Source organism: Psychroflexus salinarum, from assembly GCF_042677225.1.
In the GTDB taxonomy this organism is placed as follows: domain Bacteria; phylum Bacteroidota; class Bacteroidia; order Flavobacteriales; family Flavobacteriaceae; genus Psychroflexus; species Psychroflexus salinarum.
Genome location: NZ_JBHTIV010000005.1, coordinates 332,425 through 346,683, shown reverse-complemented (window position 1 = coordinate 346,683; position 14,259 = coordinate 332,425). Strand labels below are relative to the sequence as shown.

At 35.7% G+C, this 14,259-nt stretch carries 12 protein-coding genes; 4 read left to right on the top strand and 8 right to left on the bottom strand.

Annotated features, from left to right (window positions below; translation table 11 throughout):
- The first annotated feature begins 162 nt into the window (after positions 1–162).
- On the top strand, positions 163–942 hold the full coding sequence (locus tag ACFQ0R_RS03725) for a THC0290_0291 family protein (RefSeq protein WP_379657033.1): 780 nt from the start codon (positions 163–165) through the stop codon (positions 940–942).
- A gap of 34 nt (positions 943–976) precedes the next feature.
- Here the strand turns inward: ACFQ0R_RS03725 and ACFQ0R_RS03720 are convergent, their stop codons facing one another.
- Positions 977–2,119 carry a cystathionine gamma-synthase gene (locus ACFQ0R_RS03720; RefSeq protein WP_379657032.1) on the bottom strand — a complete coding sequence of 381 codons (1,143 nt, stop codon included), beginning with the start codon at positions 2,117–2,119 and terminating at the stop codon, positions 977–979.
- 140 nt (positions 2,120–2,259) lie between these two features.
- Here ACFQ0R_RS03720 and hemF point away from each other — a divergent pair, with 140 nt between their 5' ends.
- Positions 2,260–3,162, top strand: a complete 903-nt coding sequence (gene hemF, locus ACFQ0R_RS03715; protein WP_379657031.1) for an oxygen-dependent coproporphyrinogen oxidase — start codon at positions 2,260–2,262, stop codon at positions 3,160–3,162.
- Between the two features lie 60 nt (positions 3,163–3,222).
- Here the strand turns inward: hemF and accC are convergent, their stop codons facing one another.
- The 7 genes from accC to ACFQ0R_RS03680 all read right to left on the bottom strand — a co-directional run bounded on the left by accC (position 3,223) and on the right by ACFQ0R_RS03680 (position 11,932).
- On the bottom strand, positions 3,223–4,584 hold the full coding sequence (accC, locus tag ACFQ0R_RS03710; RefSeq protein WP_379657030.1) for an acetyl-CoA carboxylase biotin carboxylase subunit: 1,362 nt from the start codon (positions 4,582–4,584) through the stop codon (positions 3,223–3,225).
- 46 nt (positions 4,585–4,630) lie between these two features.
- Positions 4,631–5,128 (bottom strand): acetyl-CoA carboxylase biotin carboxyl carrier protein, encoded by a 498-nt coding sequence (accB, locus tag ACFQ0R_RS03705; RefSeq protein ID WP_379657029.1) that lies wholly within the window; start codon positions 5,126–5,128, stop codon positions 4,631–4,633.
- 20 nt (positions 5,129–5,148) lie between these two features.
- Positions 5,149–6,144 (bottom strand): beta-ketoacyl-ACP synthase III, encoded by a 996-nt coding sequence (locus tag ACFQ0R_RS03700; RefSeq protein ID WP_379657028.1) that lies wholly within the window; start codon positions 6,142–6,144, stop codon positions 5,149–5,151.
- A 228-nt stretch (positions 6,145–6,372) separates the two neighbouring features.
- Positions 6,373–7,926: an L-piperidine-6-carboxylate dehydrogenase gene (gene amaB / locus ACFQ0R_RS03695; RefSeq protein ID WP_379657027.1), complete on the bottom strand. Its 1,554-nt coding sequence runs from the start codon at positions 7,924–7,926 to the stop codon at positions 6,373–6,375.
- Between the two features lie 54 nt (positions 7,927–7,980).
- Entirely contained in the window at positions 7,981–8,514 is a 534-nt protein-coding gene (locus ACFQ0R_RS03690) for a 3-hydroxyanthranilate 3,4-dioxygenase (RefSeq protein ID WP_379657026.1), read from the bottom strand.
- 70 nt (positions 8,515–8,584) lie between these two features.
- Complete coding sequence (locus ACFQ0R_RS03685) at positions 8,585–10,318, bottom strand: M14 family metallopeptidase (protein ID WP_379657025.1); 1,734 nt, start codon at positions 10,316–10,318, stop codon at positions 8,585–8,587.
- A gap of 3 nt (positions 10,319–10,321) precedes the next feature.
- Positions 10,322–11,932, bottom strand: coding sequence for a M14 family metallopeptidase (locus tag ACFQ0R_RS03680; protein WP_379657024.1), 1,611 nt, complete (start codon positions 11,930–11,932; stop codon positions 10,322–10,324).
- Between the two features lie 125 nt (positions 11,933–12,057).
- On the opposite strand from ACFQ0R_RS03680, the gene ACFQ0R_RS03675 reads away from it, so the two are divergent.
- Together ACFQ0R_RS03675 and ACFQ0R_RS03670 are read left to right on the top strand one after the other, a co-directional pair.
- Positions 12,058–13,533, top strand: coding sequence for a DUF5687 family protein (locus ACFQ0R_RS03675; RefSeq protein WP_379657023.1), 1,476 nt, complete (start codon positions 12,058–12,060; stop codon positions 13,531–13,533).
- A gap of 9 nt (positions 13,534–13,542) precedes the next feature.
- A complete protein-coding gene (locus ACFQ0R_RS03670) occupies positions 13,543–14,247 on the top strand; it encodes an ABC transporter ATP-binding protein (protein WP_379657022.1) in 705 nt (234 codons plus the stop codon).
- Positions 14,248–14,259: the final 12 nt, after the last annotated feature.

The window sequence follows — 14,259 nt, the reverse complement described above, 5'->3', positions numbered from 1 at the left end:
TCTTTTTTTAATAGTATCGCAAAGATATAATTTCAATTTTAGAGATAACTTAAAAATTGATTAATATTTGTTTGAGTTCTAATCATTTACAATGTCATATTTTAAAATTATCATCAATATATTTTTTTGTTTTTCTATATTTGTTTTTACTAACCTTTTTTTATGAAATTCAGGCATTACCCTATCATAGTTTTATTACTTCTCTCTATATTAGGAGTGCATAATAAATCCGTAGCTCAAGTTTATCATGAGGTTGGTATAATGGCGGGTCCTGTTTCCTTTAGAGGAGATTATGGTTTGCGTGGTGATAATGAAACTATAAATAACAATATAGGTTTAGGATTTGGAATTAATCATCATCTGAATTTTGCATATACGAATTTTATCACTCAGTACCCTAGGCAGCATTTCAAAGTCAGGTCAAGCTTGATATATCATTCTACTAGCTTAAATCATTATGGAGCTATAGCTGAGAAAAACAATGAAGCTGGATTACAACTGCGTTCAATGTATGGCGAAGCAAATGTTCTTGAAATTGGATCTGGTTTAGAGTATTACTTGATGAGAATTCGTGATTTTGAAAGAAATGCAAATACATTTACTCCTTATGCCGGTATAGGTTTAAACCTTGTTTACTATTCGCCTGTAGCAGATACCACTCTTGAAGATGGTCTTGGTTTACCGGAAACCACTTTTCCAACTTTTCTTGCCGATCCAGGTAACGAACCAGCTTTTACTAATGAAGCAAATGTTACTTTTTCAGCGAATTTTCAAGGTGGTTTAAAATATAAAATTACTAAAAGATCTGACTTATTTGCTGAATTAAGATGGCACTATTATTTTTCAGATTTTGTAGATGGCTTAGAACCTATTGGTGACCAGAATAAGTACAACGATTGGATGTTTTGGTTTACTTTCGGTTATAACTATACTTTAGATTAGAAGTGGTTGTCATTGTAAAAAAGTATTTTAATATTTAATCTAAAGCTTGTTTTAAATCTTCCAGTAAATCTTCTTTATCCTCAATTCCAACACTAAGTCGAATTAGCGAATCTACAATTCCTATTTTTTCTCGTTCTTCTTTTGGAATGCTTGCATGTGTCATACTGGCTGGATGTCCAGCTAAAGATTCAACACCGCCGAGAGATTCAGCAAGTGTAAATACCTTCAGATTTTCCAGAAACTTCACCGCATCTTTAGTAGAATTGCCTTTGATAGAAAAAGAAATCATACCTCCAAAATCCTTCATCTGTCTTTTTGCAATTTCATGATTTGGATGACTTTCTAAACCTGGCCAATACACATTTTCTACTTTAGGATGATCTTTTAAAAACTCAGCTACAGCTCTTCCATTTTCAGAATGACGCTGCATTCTCAAGTGAAGTGTTTTTATCCCTCTCAGGATCAAAAAACAATCCATAGGTCCTGGTATGGCACCACTAGCATTTTGAATAAAGTATAGCTGTTTCGCAATATCGTCGTCATTAACAACGAGAGAACCCAAGACAACATCACTATGGCCTCCAAGATACTTGGTAGCACTTTGCATCACTATATCCGCACCAAGGTCAAGCGGTTGTTGAAGATATGCAGTAGCAAATGTATTATCAACGGCTAGCAAAATTCCATGTTTTTTAGAGACTGTCGAAATTGCTTCAATGTCAATGATATTCATCATAGGGTTGGTTGGAGTTTCAGTCCAAATTAATTTAGTTCTTTCGTTGATGCAGGATTCAATTTTTTCAACACTCTGCATCCCGATAAAATGAAATCTTATTCCAAAGTCCTTATATATCTTATTGAATAACCTATAAGTACCACCATATACATCATTAGTAGAAATCACTTCGTCGCCCGGCTTTAATGTTTTTATGATAGCATCAATCGCGGCTAATCCGGATCCAAATGCAATACCATGTTTTCCATTTTCGATAGAAGCTAGAGATTTTTCTAAAGCGGATCTTGTAGGGTTGCCACTTCTAGAATACTCATAACCATTATGATTGCCGGGAGATGTCTGGCTATAAGTTGTCGTTTGATAAATAGGAGCCATTACTGATTTATATGCAGGATCTATATTTTCTTGACCACCGTGTATTGCTTTTGTATTGAACTTCATTTGAAAATGTTTTAAGACTAAATTACGATGTTGTTCTATATATCAGTAATCAGTGGTTTTAGTTTATCCTATTCTTAACAAAATCAAGTACTCAAGCCTCTCAAAAGTTTTATTTTTACGTCACTATTGAAATTCAAATTATGAAAGACAGATTTTACAATTACATAGAACAGCTTCAAGATACCATCACAAGTAAATTGGAGGCTATTGATGGGACTGCATCTTTTGCACAGGATCTTTGGGAAAGAAAAGAAGGTGGAGGTGGCAGAACCAGAGTCATACAAAATGGCTCTGTTTTTGAAAAAGGAGGAGTTAATATTTCTGCTGTTCATGGCGATTTGCCTGAAGCCATGCAAAATTATTTCAATGTGCAAGACTGTGATTTTTTTGCTTGTGGTATTAGTTTAGTTCTTCATCCTAAAAGTCCGTTGGTTCCTACTGTTCATGCAAATTTCAGGTATTTTGAAATGTATAACAGGAAAGGTAAGATTATTGACCAGTGGTTTGGCGGAGGACAAGATCTTACGCCTTATTACCTATTTGAGGAAGACGTTAAACATTTTCATGAAATTTCGAAACAAGCTTGCGATCCTTTTGGTGAAAATTTATACTCAGATTATAAAGCTAATTGTGATAGATATTTTTGGAATTCACATCGTGAGGAAGCTCGAGGTATTGGCGGGTTGTTTTTTGATTATTTAAAGCCAACTTCTGAAAGAAGTCTTGAAGGAATTTATGATTTTGTGACTCATGTAGGAGACAGCTTTTTGGAAGCTTATGTACCTATAGTTGAAAAGCGAAAAGACCTAGGGTATTCACAAGAACAAAGAAATTGGCAAGAAATACGACGTGGCCGCTACGTAGAGTTTAACCTTGTTCATGATAAGGGAACTTTATTTGGGTTGAAAACCAACGGGAGGATTGAAAGTATTTTGATGAGTCTTCCGCCTCACGTCCAGTGGCAATATAATCATCAGCCTGACTCAGGTTCTGAGGAGGAGAAACTATTAAAGGTTTTACAAAAGCCTAAAAATTGGGTGTAACAAAAAAGGCTGTTTTTTATAAAAAACAGCCTTTTTTGTTAACTCAAATCATTTATGATATTATTCATCATCTTCGTCTTCAACTTCTTTTAAAACAAAATCTTCCATAAACTTTGTCGTATAATTACCTTCCACATAATCTGGATGTTCCATCAATTGTATATGAAATGGTATTGTGGTTTTGACACCTTCTACAACGAATTCACTTAAAGCTCTCTTCATTTTGCTTATAGCCTCAGGTCTAGTTTGAGCTGTTGCAATAAGTTTAGCAATCATAGAGTCGTAATTTGGAGGTATGATATAGCCACTATAGACATGAGTGTCCACCCGTATTCCATGACCTCCGGGTAAGTGCAAGGTTTCTATTCTACCAGGAGAAGGTCTAAAGTTGTGGAAAGGATCTTCGGCATTGATTCTGCATTCAATAGAATGTAATTTTGGATAATAGTTTTTACCAGAAATAGGAACTCCTGCAGCAACTAGTATTTGTTCTCTTACGAGATCATGATCTACAACTTCATCGGTAATTGGGTGCTCTACTTGGATTCGTGTATTCATTTCCATAAAATAGAAATTCCTATGCTTGTCCACTAAGAACTCAATAGTTCCAGCACCTTCGTATTTGATATACTCTGCCGCCTTTACAGCAGCATTTCCCATTTTTTCACGAAGTTCATCGGTCATGAAAGGGGAAGGGACTTCTTCTGTAAGCTTTTGGTGTCTTCTTTGTACGGAACAATCACGTTCAGATAAATGACAAGCTTTACCTGTTTGGTCACCTACAATTTGTATTTCGATATGTCTTGGCTCTTCAATAAGCTTTTCCATATACATATCATCATTCCCAAATCCAGCCTTAGCTTCCTGTCTTGCAGACTCCCATGCAGCTTCAAGCTTATCCTCGCTTTTCACTGCACGCATACCTTTACCGCCACCACCAGCAGTTGCTTTAAGCATAACTGGATAGCCAATTTCTTTAGCTACTTTTTTGCATTCTTTAAAATCTTTTAAGATGCCTTCAGAGCCTGGTACGCACGGAACACCGGCAGCTTTCATTGTAGCTTTAGCGCTTGCTTTGTCTCCCATTCTACCAATCATCTCAGGACTTGCACCTATGAATTTGATATCGTGTTCTTGACAAATTTTAGAAAATGCTGCATTTTCAGACAAGAATCCATAACCAGGATGGATAGCATCTGCATTTGTTATTTCAGCTGCTGAAATAATATTTGGGATCTTTAGGTAAGATTCACTGCTTTGCGGAGGTCCTATGCATACAGCTTCATCCGCAAATCTTACATGTAAACTTTCTTTGTCTGCTGTAGAATATACGGCAACCGTTTTGATACCCATCTCTTTACAGGTACGAATAATTCGTAGCGCAATTTCACCACGGTTGGCGATTAGAATTTTTTTAAACATGAACGTTTGTTTTGGTTAAAGAAAAAATCTAAAACAATTGGTTTCCTTATGAAGGATCAACCAAGAAAAGTGGTTGATCAAACTCAACTGGAGAAGAATCATCCACAAGCACTTTTACTATTTTTCCTGAAACTTCACTTTCAATTTCATTGAAAAGTTTCATAGCTTCAATAGTACATAGAACATCACCTTCTTTCACTTCACTTCCTACCTCAACAAAAGCTTTTTTGTCAGGAGAAGGTTTTCTGTAAAATGTTCCAATAATAGGAGATTTGATGGTGATGTATTTGTCATCATCGTTCGCCTTTGGAGCTGATTTCTCTTCAGATGATGGAGATTGAGGTTGTTGATGGTTTTGTACTGGTGCTTGTTGTTGCATTTGTTGCTGTGGCATGTTCATAGGAATCTGCTGAACATAAGTTTTACCATCGTCTTCACTACCAGTTTTGATTGTGATTTTGACATCGTCCATCTCAAGCTTTACTTCACTTGCTCCAGATTTAGCAACAAATTTAATCAAGTTTTGAATTTCCTTTAAATCCATAGTTTTAAGTTTTTTAGGGATTAAGAGTTATAAGCCCATTTCAAATATATGGAGCCCCATGAGAAGCCGCCACCGAAAGCTGCAAATATAATATTATCTCCCTTTTTAAATTGTTTTTCGTAATCGCTTAATAATAAAGGTAATGTTGCGGAAGTTGTATTTCCGTAACGTTGTATATTCATTAATACTTTTTCTGAATCTAAATTCATCCTTTTGTAAGTTGCATCAACTATTCTCTTGTTAGCTTGATGGGCAACCAGCCAATCGACATCACTTGCTGCAAGATTATTTTTTCTCATAATTTCATCACTTACACCTGCCATATTGGATACTGCAAACTTAAACACAGTTTTACCATCCTGAAACACAAAATGCTGTTTATTTTTCACAGTCTTTTCAGAAGCTGGTAATTGAGAGCCTCCGGCTTCGATTTTTAAAAATTGGCGTCCGGTTCCGTCAGTTTTTAAAATTTCATCTTGTAACCCCAACCCTTCATTATTTGGTGAAAATAAAACTGCGCCACCTCCGTCTCCAAAAATAATACAAGTACTTCTATCTGTATAATCTATTATTGATGACATTTTATCTGCACCAACAAGTAAGATATTCTGATACTTTCCAGATTCAATATATGAGGAAGCTAAAGACATTCCATATAAAAAACTTGAACATGCAGATTGAAGATCAAATGAAAATGCATTGACAGCTCCAATTTCAGTAGCGAGATAAGCTGCGGAAGAAGCTACAGGCATATCTGGTGTTGCAGTTGCAAAAATCACTAAATCTATATCTTCTGGTTTTGTTGATGTTTTGCTGAATAAATCTTCACAAGCCTTTATTCCCAGGAAAGAAGAACCCTGTTCGGGTTGCTTCAAAATACGTCTTTCTTTAATGCCAGTTCTTGCTGTGATCCACTGATCATTTGTTTCAACCATACTCTCCAGTGCTTTATTGGTGAGAACATAATCTGGAACATATCCGCCTACAGCAGTGATGGATGCTTTTACATCACTCATAAATAGTAAAATTTCTTCTATATTCTGAAACTATTTTAGTTCAAAATAATAATATATGAATCTGCAAATAAAGTTGTTTTTTTCTAGTTGACAAAAAACCATTTAAAGATTTGATCTTAAGTAACTCAGAAAAAGATATTATTGACCTATTCTTGTTTAATCAGTGTTCTGAATATGATAAACAAAAAAATCAGGCCGTTTTAAACGGCCTGATAGTGTTATTAAAATTTACAAGTCAAACTTGATTCCCTGAGCAAGAGGAAGATCTTTGGTGTAGTTGATTGTGTTGGTTTGTCTTCTCATATAAACTTTCCAAGCATCAGAACCAGACTCTCTACCTCCTCCAGTATCTTTTTCACCGCCAAAAGCGCCACCAATTTCGGCTCCAGAAGTACCTATGTTAACATTGGCAATTCCACAATCCGATCCTTCTACAGATAAAAATCTTTCTGCTTCTCTAAGATTATTGGTCATGATTGCTGAAGATAGACCTTGTACAACTCCATTTTGAAGCTCAAGAGCATTATCTACTTCACCAGAATATTTCATAATATAGAGGACAGGAGCAAAAGTTTCATGCTGTACAATATCAAAATGATTTTCTGCTTCAGCAATTGCGGGTTTTACGTAGCAGCCGCTTTCGTAACCTTCTCCTTCCAAGACACCTCCTTCAACTAGAATTTTACCGCCTTCCTTTTTCACTTCTTCTAAAGCATGCAGGTAATTTTTTACAGCATCTTTGTCGATGAGCGGTCCAACATGGTTATTCTCATCTAATGGATTTCCAATGCTTATTTGCTGATAAGCATCAACAATCGCATTTTTCACCTTATCATAGATTGATTCATGAATGATGATTCGTCTTGTAGAAGTACAGCGTTGACCACAAGTGCCCACAGCCCCAAAGACAGCACCAATCACAGTATTTTTGATATCTGCATCTGGAGTAACAATAATTGCATTATTTCCACCTAGTTCCAATAGGGATTTGCCAAGTCTTTTGGCGACTTCTTGAGCTACGATTCGTCCCATTCTTATTGAACCTGTTGCAGAAATTAAAGGTAGACGTTTGTCTTGGGTCATGTACTCTCCAACTTTATGATCACCAGTAATTAATGAAGAAATTCCTTCAGGAACTTTATTTTCTTTAAAAACTCGAGCAGCAATTTTTTGGCAAGCTAACGATGTTAAAGGAGTTTTTTCTGAACCTTTCCAGATACAAGCATCGCCACAAACCCAGGCTAAAGCTGTATTCCAGGACCAAACGGCAACAGGAAAATTGAAGGCTGAGATAATTCCAACCACACCTAAAGGATGCCATTGCTCATACATACGGTGTCCTGGTCGCTCAGAATGCATAGTTAGTCCATGGAGTTGTCTGGAAAGTCCAACGGCAAAATCGCAGATGTCTATCATTTCCTGTACTTCTCCTAATCCCTCTTGGTAAGATTTTCCCATCTCGTAAGAAACCAATTTGCCAAGTGGGGCTTTAAGTCTTCTTAACTCATCGTTGAATTGACGAACAACTTCCCCTCTTGCCGGTGCAGGCCATGTTCTCCACTCCTTAAAACCTTTATGAGCAGTACTAGCTACTTTTTCATAATCTTCTTTAGTAGTCGCTTGCACCTTACCAATCAAAGCTCCGTCTACAGGAGAATAGGATTCTATGATTTGTCCATTAGAGAAAAATTCTTCTCCTACAGAAGTTCCTTTATTTTCGTTTTGGATATCAAGTTGCTTTAAGGCATCATCGATTCCAAATTCTTTCGAAATTTTACTCATTTTAATTAAATTTTAATTTGTAACGAATTTATGAAAATTAAACTAGTATAAAAATTAAGCTGTAAAACGTTCGTCTACAGGCATCACTTCGCCACACTTGTTACAGGTTCTTAATTTCTCATCAGAATAAAATTCTTCAAAGTGTTTTAGAAAATCCTTTTCTATATCATGGAGAGGAAAATAAACTTCATGCAGTTTATGATTGCAATTGTCACAAAACCAAAGCAAACCATCTTTAACATCAAGATGGCTTCTCTTTCGCTCAATCACCAAACCAATCGATCCTTCTTTTCTTACTGGAGAATGTGGGACTTTTGCTGGATGTAAATACATGTCACCAGGTCCTAAAACCATGGTTTTCTTCTTACCTTCTTCCTGAATATGAACTTCTATTTCACCTTCTAGCTGATAAAACAATTCTTCTGTTTCATTATAATGATAATCTTTTCGAGCGTTGGGCCCTCCCACAATCATTACAATGTAATCACCTGCATCTTTATACAAGTTTTTATTTCCAACTGGAGGTTTTAATACATCTCGGTTTTCTTTTATCCAATGATTAAGATTGAAGGGTTTTTGAATTGCCATAAATTTCAATTTTATTTTAAATGTATTAAAATAACGAGAACTGCCTTTTCAGCTTAAGTTTAGATTAGCATTATTTATTCCAATTCACTTTTCCACCCTTAGCAGAATCTACTTCAATTTTATAGTTTCTATCACCAGAGATAATCCACCTTACTTTTATCGACTCCATTCCAGGGATATTTGGAACTTTTATGGTTTCAGGATTGTGAACTTGTTCACTTACTTTATTGAAATCTTCATCTTCCACGATCATTCCTGCAACTACATTAGCATTAGATATCGTTATCAAATCGGGTCTTTCAATTTTGTATTTTAAATCCTGGCTGCTGTGTGTTGGCATTAATCGTTCATTATAAACTGTAGCTGTTATTTCTTTTAAGCCATTACCTAAAGATTTTTCATCCACGTCCAAGATGCTAAGTTTTGGAGTTTGATAAGCGTGATAAATTGTAAATGCCATGTTTCTATGAGCATCTTGCTCAAGAAGAAATCCAGGATGAGCTCTACTGAAATTCTTTTTGAATCCCCCAATTTCTATGGGGCCATATTGCGGATGATTGTATTCTTTCCAATCTACAAAAGCATCACCAAAAGTTAAGTATTTATCTACTTTCAATTCTTCTTCCTGGTTTCCTCTTCCTTCATTTTTATGGTAGTAGAGGTAGGAGACCATCAATTCATTGGTGTAAGTATAAATTCCTCTTCCACCATAAAACCAGTCTAACTCACCGCCAAATACTGAATATAAATCTTTGTAAACCGTAAGATAACGATAACCTGGTATCATTTCTTCACCTTTTTCAGCAATTGCATCGTAAATGCGAACATCTTCTTTATTGTATGTATCAGCATCTTCTTCTGCTCCGGGACCTCTCAGAATCATCCCGCCGTAGTTATGGTAACTTTGAGCTCCAGCTATATTAGGATGCTCCATTACAAAACCTGCTACGGCTCTATTTTCTGGTAAGCTAAACGGGTATTTGTAAGCACCACGTTGCACATAGTCTGGTTGCCATTTCCAGCCCCAGTCCCTGTTTGGGTCATAGTAACCTATGCCATCTTCATTGACTTCTCCGTCTCCATCTTTGTCGATGCCTTCATATCCGAGCATTTCATATTCACCTTGTTCTTCTATGGGAACTTTTATTAAGCGTCTGTCATCCTGAGGGTCTTTGATGTACTGACCTGTTGGAGATTTTCTTATCATATAAGTAATATGATTATCGCCATTGAGATCGTCAAAACCATCTTCCCCTGCTTCACCATCGCCGTCGTTGTCCAGAACAATCATCCCCGACCTTGGAGAATGTGGTGTGTTGGGTTCTTTCATGAAATTATCTCGTGCATCTGGGTTGATGGTTGGAACTATGTAAAAGGTTTTGTCTTTTAATAATTCATTGATGAAGTCTAAATCATCAAACATTTCAGTCAGATACCAAGCGGTGTAAAGTGAAAATTCTGCGCCTTGAATTTCGTTAGAATGGATATTTCCATCTATATACATCGCTGGTTTTTCATTTGGTTTTCCTGTGTTGAAATCAGAAACCGTTAGCATATAGATATCTTTACCTTCGTAAGATTTTCCAATGCTTTCTAGTCGAGTTAGTTCTGGGTAAGCTTTGGAGATCTTTTTCATTAGATCCACAATTCCATCGTAGGTATTATAGCGATTCCAGCTGGCTTCTACTTTGGGTTGGTGCGGTGTTCCAATAGCTCTAAAAAACTTTTCTTGAGCTTGAGAAATTGAGCCAGACATCAACAATATAGCGAGACAAAATAGTGAGGTACAATTGATAATTTTCATGGCTTATAAATTTATGTTTAGTTCTGAAAAACCTGAGTGTGGGGCACCAGCTTTCAAATTTAATTTTCCGTTTCCTTTCACAATCCAAGATAAAGATTTGGTTTCCAAAGCATCCATTTTTGTCACCAACTCAATTTTGTTTCCAGCCAAAATATTATCCTTGGAAGCACTTAATTCAATTCTGATTTTTTTCAACCAACGTGAGCGTTGTCCAAGTTCAGAATGGGTTGGTAAGTTGGCGTTATTGAGCAAGTCAACAGTAATTCTTTTAAGCCCGCCTTTTAGACTTTCGACTTTTAAATTATGGAACTCAAGTTTAGGTTGATGTTGTGCCAATTTCTGAATAAAATCAGTATGCTCTATGGCGATGCTATCTACTTTTGAAAACGGTGGATTATCCATCACAAAAGGCTTAACTCCACCAACTTCAACTGTTTGATTTTTAAAATCGGGGTGATTGATTTTTTCCCAATCCACAAAAACATTATCAATATTTTCTTGCTCTGCCCATTTCAAAAAGTTTGACTCTTTAGTGTCTTTTATTCTTTTATCTGAAGTTGATGTTGAATCTTTTTCAGCTTCTGGAACCCACCAACCTGGTGTACTGTAGCTTAATCTTCCAAAATGGAAATACGCCCACTGAAAAAAATCGCCATCGGTTCCCGTATTCTCCTGCATGTAAGGTTTTTTAGAAACGGTTTCATTGTACAATTCTGATATCATTTTGTTGATGGCAACATCTCCTTCCAAAGGTGAAGAAACGATTCTCTTTTTGGCTCCTTGAGAATTATATTTAAGTGGAGACGATAAATTATTTGCTGGACTAAAACTCACAAACGCAAAAATATTCCACTGTTTAAAGAGGTAATCAAGCAAAGCTCTGCTTTCTTTTTGAGAGACAGCATAATCTCCAGCTAATGGTTCAAAAGCTGGGAAGTTGTAGGTAAAACTTTTGTTGAAAGCTATACCTTCTTCTAAGTCTTCATTAAACCTTCCATCTTTGTCATTGTCGATGCCTTCAGTATAAAGTTGATAGCGTTTTGAATTTGAAGAGGTAGTGTCCACTTCAATCATCACTTTAGGATTCTCCGGATGAGCTACATGTTTACCTAATGGACTTCTTATTCGAATTTGAGTGATAAGACCATCATTGTTTAAATCTTCATAAGGGTCTTCGCTTAATCTGCCGTCACGGTCATGATCATATTCTGTTGCATTTCCTCTACGCTCGTATCTCAATTTGTGATGGTATTGAGCATAAGCTTCCGGAGACATATTAGGGAAGACGTAAAAGGTAGTTTTGTCCAGAGCTTCCTCTTCTGTAGCAATTCGCTCCGCAAATTGTAAAGCAAGTTCAACGCTCAACACATGTAAGCCTTCAACTCCTCCAACTACGGCTATAGCTGGTTTGTTGTCAAGGTCTCCTTTGCCAATTTTAAGAGCATAAATATGATTGCCTCCCATAGTTTCGGTTAATGTGGAGAGTTCAACGTTTGAATTTTTTTTCAAGACTTTGAGACGTTTGGATATCTCTTTTAAATCTGGGTAATCTTCTTGGGAAAAAGCAAAGCTCTGAACCAAAAACAGTAGAAGGAAAGCTGTAATGTGTTTCATTATTAAAAATTTTCATAAAAATAACTTTATTTTTTTCTTAAAAAAATGAAATTTTTGAGCTTAATTTGATGTTTAGATCTGTAACAAATAGACAGGTTTAATACTAATCAGACAAACTTCATTAAATGACTACCAAGCAATTTTTTGGACTAGAGTGGAAACAATTTAGGCGATCTTCTTTTTTTGAGAAAGGACTGGCTATAAAAATTTTAATGCTTTTAGCTGCTCTTTATTTTGCAGGAATAGCAATATTGGCTGGTGTGGGTATTTTTTTTATTTTCAAAAAATCTTTTCCAGATCAAGATCCTTTTTTGATCATTAATAACTATCTAATTTATTGGGTTCTTGGAGATCTCGCTCTTAGATATTTTATGCAACAGCTTCCTGTGATGAACATTAAACCAATGTTGTTGTTGCCTATCAAAAGACAATCCGTAATTCAGTTTTTACTTTTGAAGACTTCTTTTTCTTTTTTCAACATTCTTCCTTTATTGTTTTTTATTCCCTTGACAATAGTCTTGATGGTTCAGGGATATAATCCGCTTATGGCCTTATTATGGTTTGTAAGTATACTGGCCATAAGTTTTTCTATCAACTTCTTGAATTTCATTTTAAACAAAAACAACTCGGCATTCTATGTTGTTGTAGCAATATTAGCCTCGTTAATTTGCTTGCAGTATTTTGGTATTTTTGATATTACGCCTTATACTGGTGTTTTCTTTAATTCTTTTTATTCTATTGGATTTACAGTTCTTTTACCCCTAGCTTTAGTCGTCTTTTTATTTAAAGCCAATTATAGATTGCTCCGAAAGAATTTTTATGTGGACGGAGCAGTACAGGCCAAAAAAGAGAAATTCAAAAATTATAATCTCGAGTTTTTAAACCGATTTGGAACTTTAGCTACGTTTTTGAAAAATGATGTGAAAATGATTACAAGAAATGCGAGACCAAAACAGGTGCTACTCATGTCTTTCTTCTTTCTTTTTTATGGGCTATTTTTCTTTACACAAGATATATATAAAGACATGCCTGTGGTTATTGCTTTCGCTGGAGTCTTTGTAACTGGTGGTTTTTTGATGACTTTTGGGCAATTGGTGCCTTCTTGGGATAGTGAATATTATAAGTTGATGATGAGTCAAAATGTATCTTATAGAAAATACTTGGAATCCAAGTGGCTTTTAATGGCAATTGGATGTGGAGTTTCTTTTATATTGAGTACGCCTTATATTTATTTTGGTTGGGAAACATATGTAATGATTGCAGCTGGAGCTTCTTTTAATATCGGTCTTAATTCGTTCATTACCTTATTTGGTGGTGCATTAAATAGAGTTCCGATTGAGCTAAACCAAAAAGCGAAAGCTTTTAGTAACACACAAGGTTTTAATCCGACTCAGTTGCTCATCAGTTTGCCGAAAATCTTAGGTCCAGTGATTATCTTTTATATACCTTATAAACTTATCAACTTCAATGCTGGTATCGTAGCCTTGGCATTGAGTGGCGTTTTAGGTTTGGTTTTCAAATCTTACTTTCTCAAAATGATAGAGAAAATTTATCAAAAGAATAAATACAAAACAATTTCAGCCTTTTCAGAAAAAAAATAACAACATTCTATGGAAACGATTATTCAAGTTCAAAATTTATCCAAAAGCTATAACGCCGATAAAGTTTTAGACATAGAAGCTTTAGAAATTCCAAAAGGCCAAAGTTTTGGATTAGTAGGGAATAATGGAGCGGGGAAAACTACTTTTTTTAGTTTACTGCTCGACCTTATTCAGCCAACTACCGGGCAGATTGAAAACAAAGGAATAATTGTAAGTAAAAGTGAAGACTGGAAGCCCTATACTTCATCTTTTATAGATGAAAGTTTCTTAATAGGCTATCTTACTGCTGAAGAATATTTTTACTTTATTGGTGATTTACGTAACACATCTAAAGCTGAGGTTGACGAACTTTTAGCTGAGTTTGAAGACTTTTTTCACGGAGAAATTCTCAACCAGAAGAAATACCTCAGAGATCTTTCTAAAGGAAACCAAAAGAAAGCCGGTATCGTAGCAGCCCTTATCGGTAATCCTGAAGTTGTAATCCTGGATGAACCTTTTGCCAACCTAGACCCTACAACTCAAATTCGACTTAAGAAAATCATTAAGGATTTGTCAAAACAGAAACATGTGACAGTTTTAGTGTCAAGTCATGACTTGATGCATGTCACAGATGTTTGTGAACGTGTGGTGGTTTTAGACAAAGGTCAAATTGTAAAAGATATCTACACAAGCGAGGCAACTCTCAAAGAACTTGAGCTTTATTTTGAGAGATAACTCATAAATACG

What these genes read in the sequence shown, in the direction of transcription:
- hemF (WP_379657031.1), top strand. Translation starts at nt 2,260, where the DNA reads ATGAAAGACAGATTTTACAATTACATAGAACAGCTTCAAGATACCATC.
- ACFQ0R_RS03685 (WP_379657025.1), bottom strand. Translation starts at nt 10,318, where the DNA reads ATGAAAATTATCAATTGTACCTCACTATTTTGTCTCGCTATATTGTTG.
- accB (WP_379657029.1), bottom strand. Translation starts at nt 5,128, where the DNA reads ATGGATTTAAAGGAAATTCAAAACTTGATTAAATTTGTTGCTAAATCT.
- ACFQ0R_RS03720 (WP_379657032.1), bottom strand. Translation starts at nt 2,119, where the DNA reads ATGAAGTTCAATACAAAAGCAATACACGGTGGTCAAGAAAATATAGAT.
- ACFQ0R_RS03700 (WP_379657028.1), bottom strand. Translation starts at nt 6,144, where the DNA reads ATGAGTGATGTAAAAGCATCCATCACTGCTGTAGGCGGATATGTTCCA.
- accC (WP_379657030.1), bottom strand. Translation starts at nt 4,584, where the DNA reads ATGTTTAAAAAAATTCTAATCGCCAACCGTGGTGAAATTGCGCTACGA.
- ACFQ0R_RS03675 (WP_379657023.1), top strand. Translation starts at nt 12,058, where the DNA reads ATGACTACCAAGCAATTTTTTGGACTAGAGTGGAAACAATTTAGGCGA.
- ACFQ0R_RS03670 (WP_379657022.1), top strand. Translation starts at nt 13,543, where the DNA reads ATGGAAACGATTATTCAAGTTCAAAATTTATCCAAAAGCTATAACGCC.
- ACFQ0R_RS03725 (WP_379657033.1), top strand. Translation starts at nt 163, where the DNA reads ATGAAATTCAGGCATTACCCTATCATAGTTTTATTACTTCTCTCTATA.
- amaB (WP_379657027.1), bottom strand. Translation starts at nt 7,926, where the DNA reads ATGAGTAAAATTTCGAAAGAATTTGGAATCGATGATGCCTTAAAGCAA.
- ACFQ0R_RS03690 (WP_379657026.1), bottom strand. Translation starts at nt 8,514, where the DNA reads ATGGCAATTCAAAAACCCTTCAATCTTAATCATTGGATAAAAGAAAAC.
- ACFQ0R_RS03680 (WP_379657024.1), bottom strand. Translation starts at nt 11,932, where the DNA reads ATGAAACACATTACAGCTTTCCTTCTACTGTTTTTGGTTCAGAGCTTT.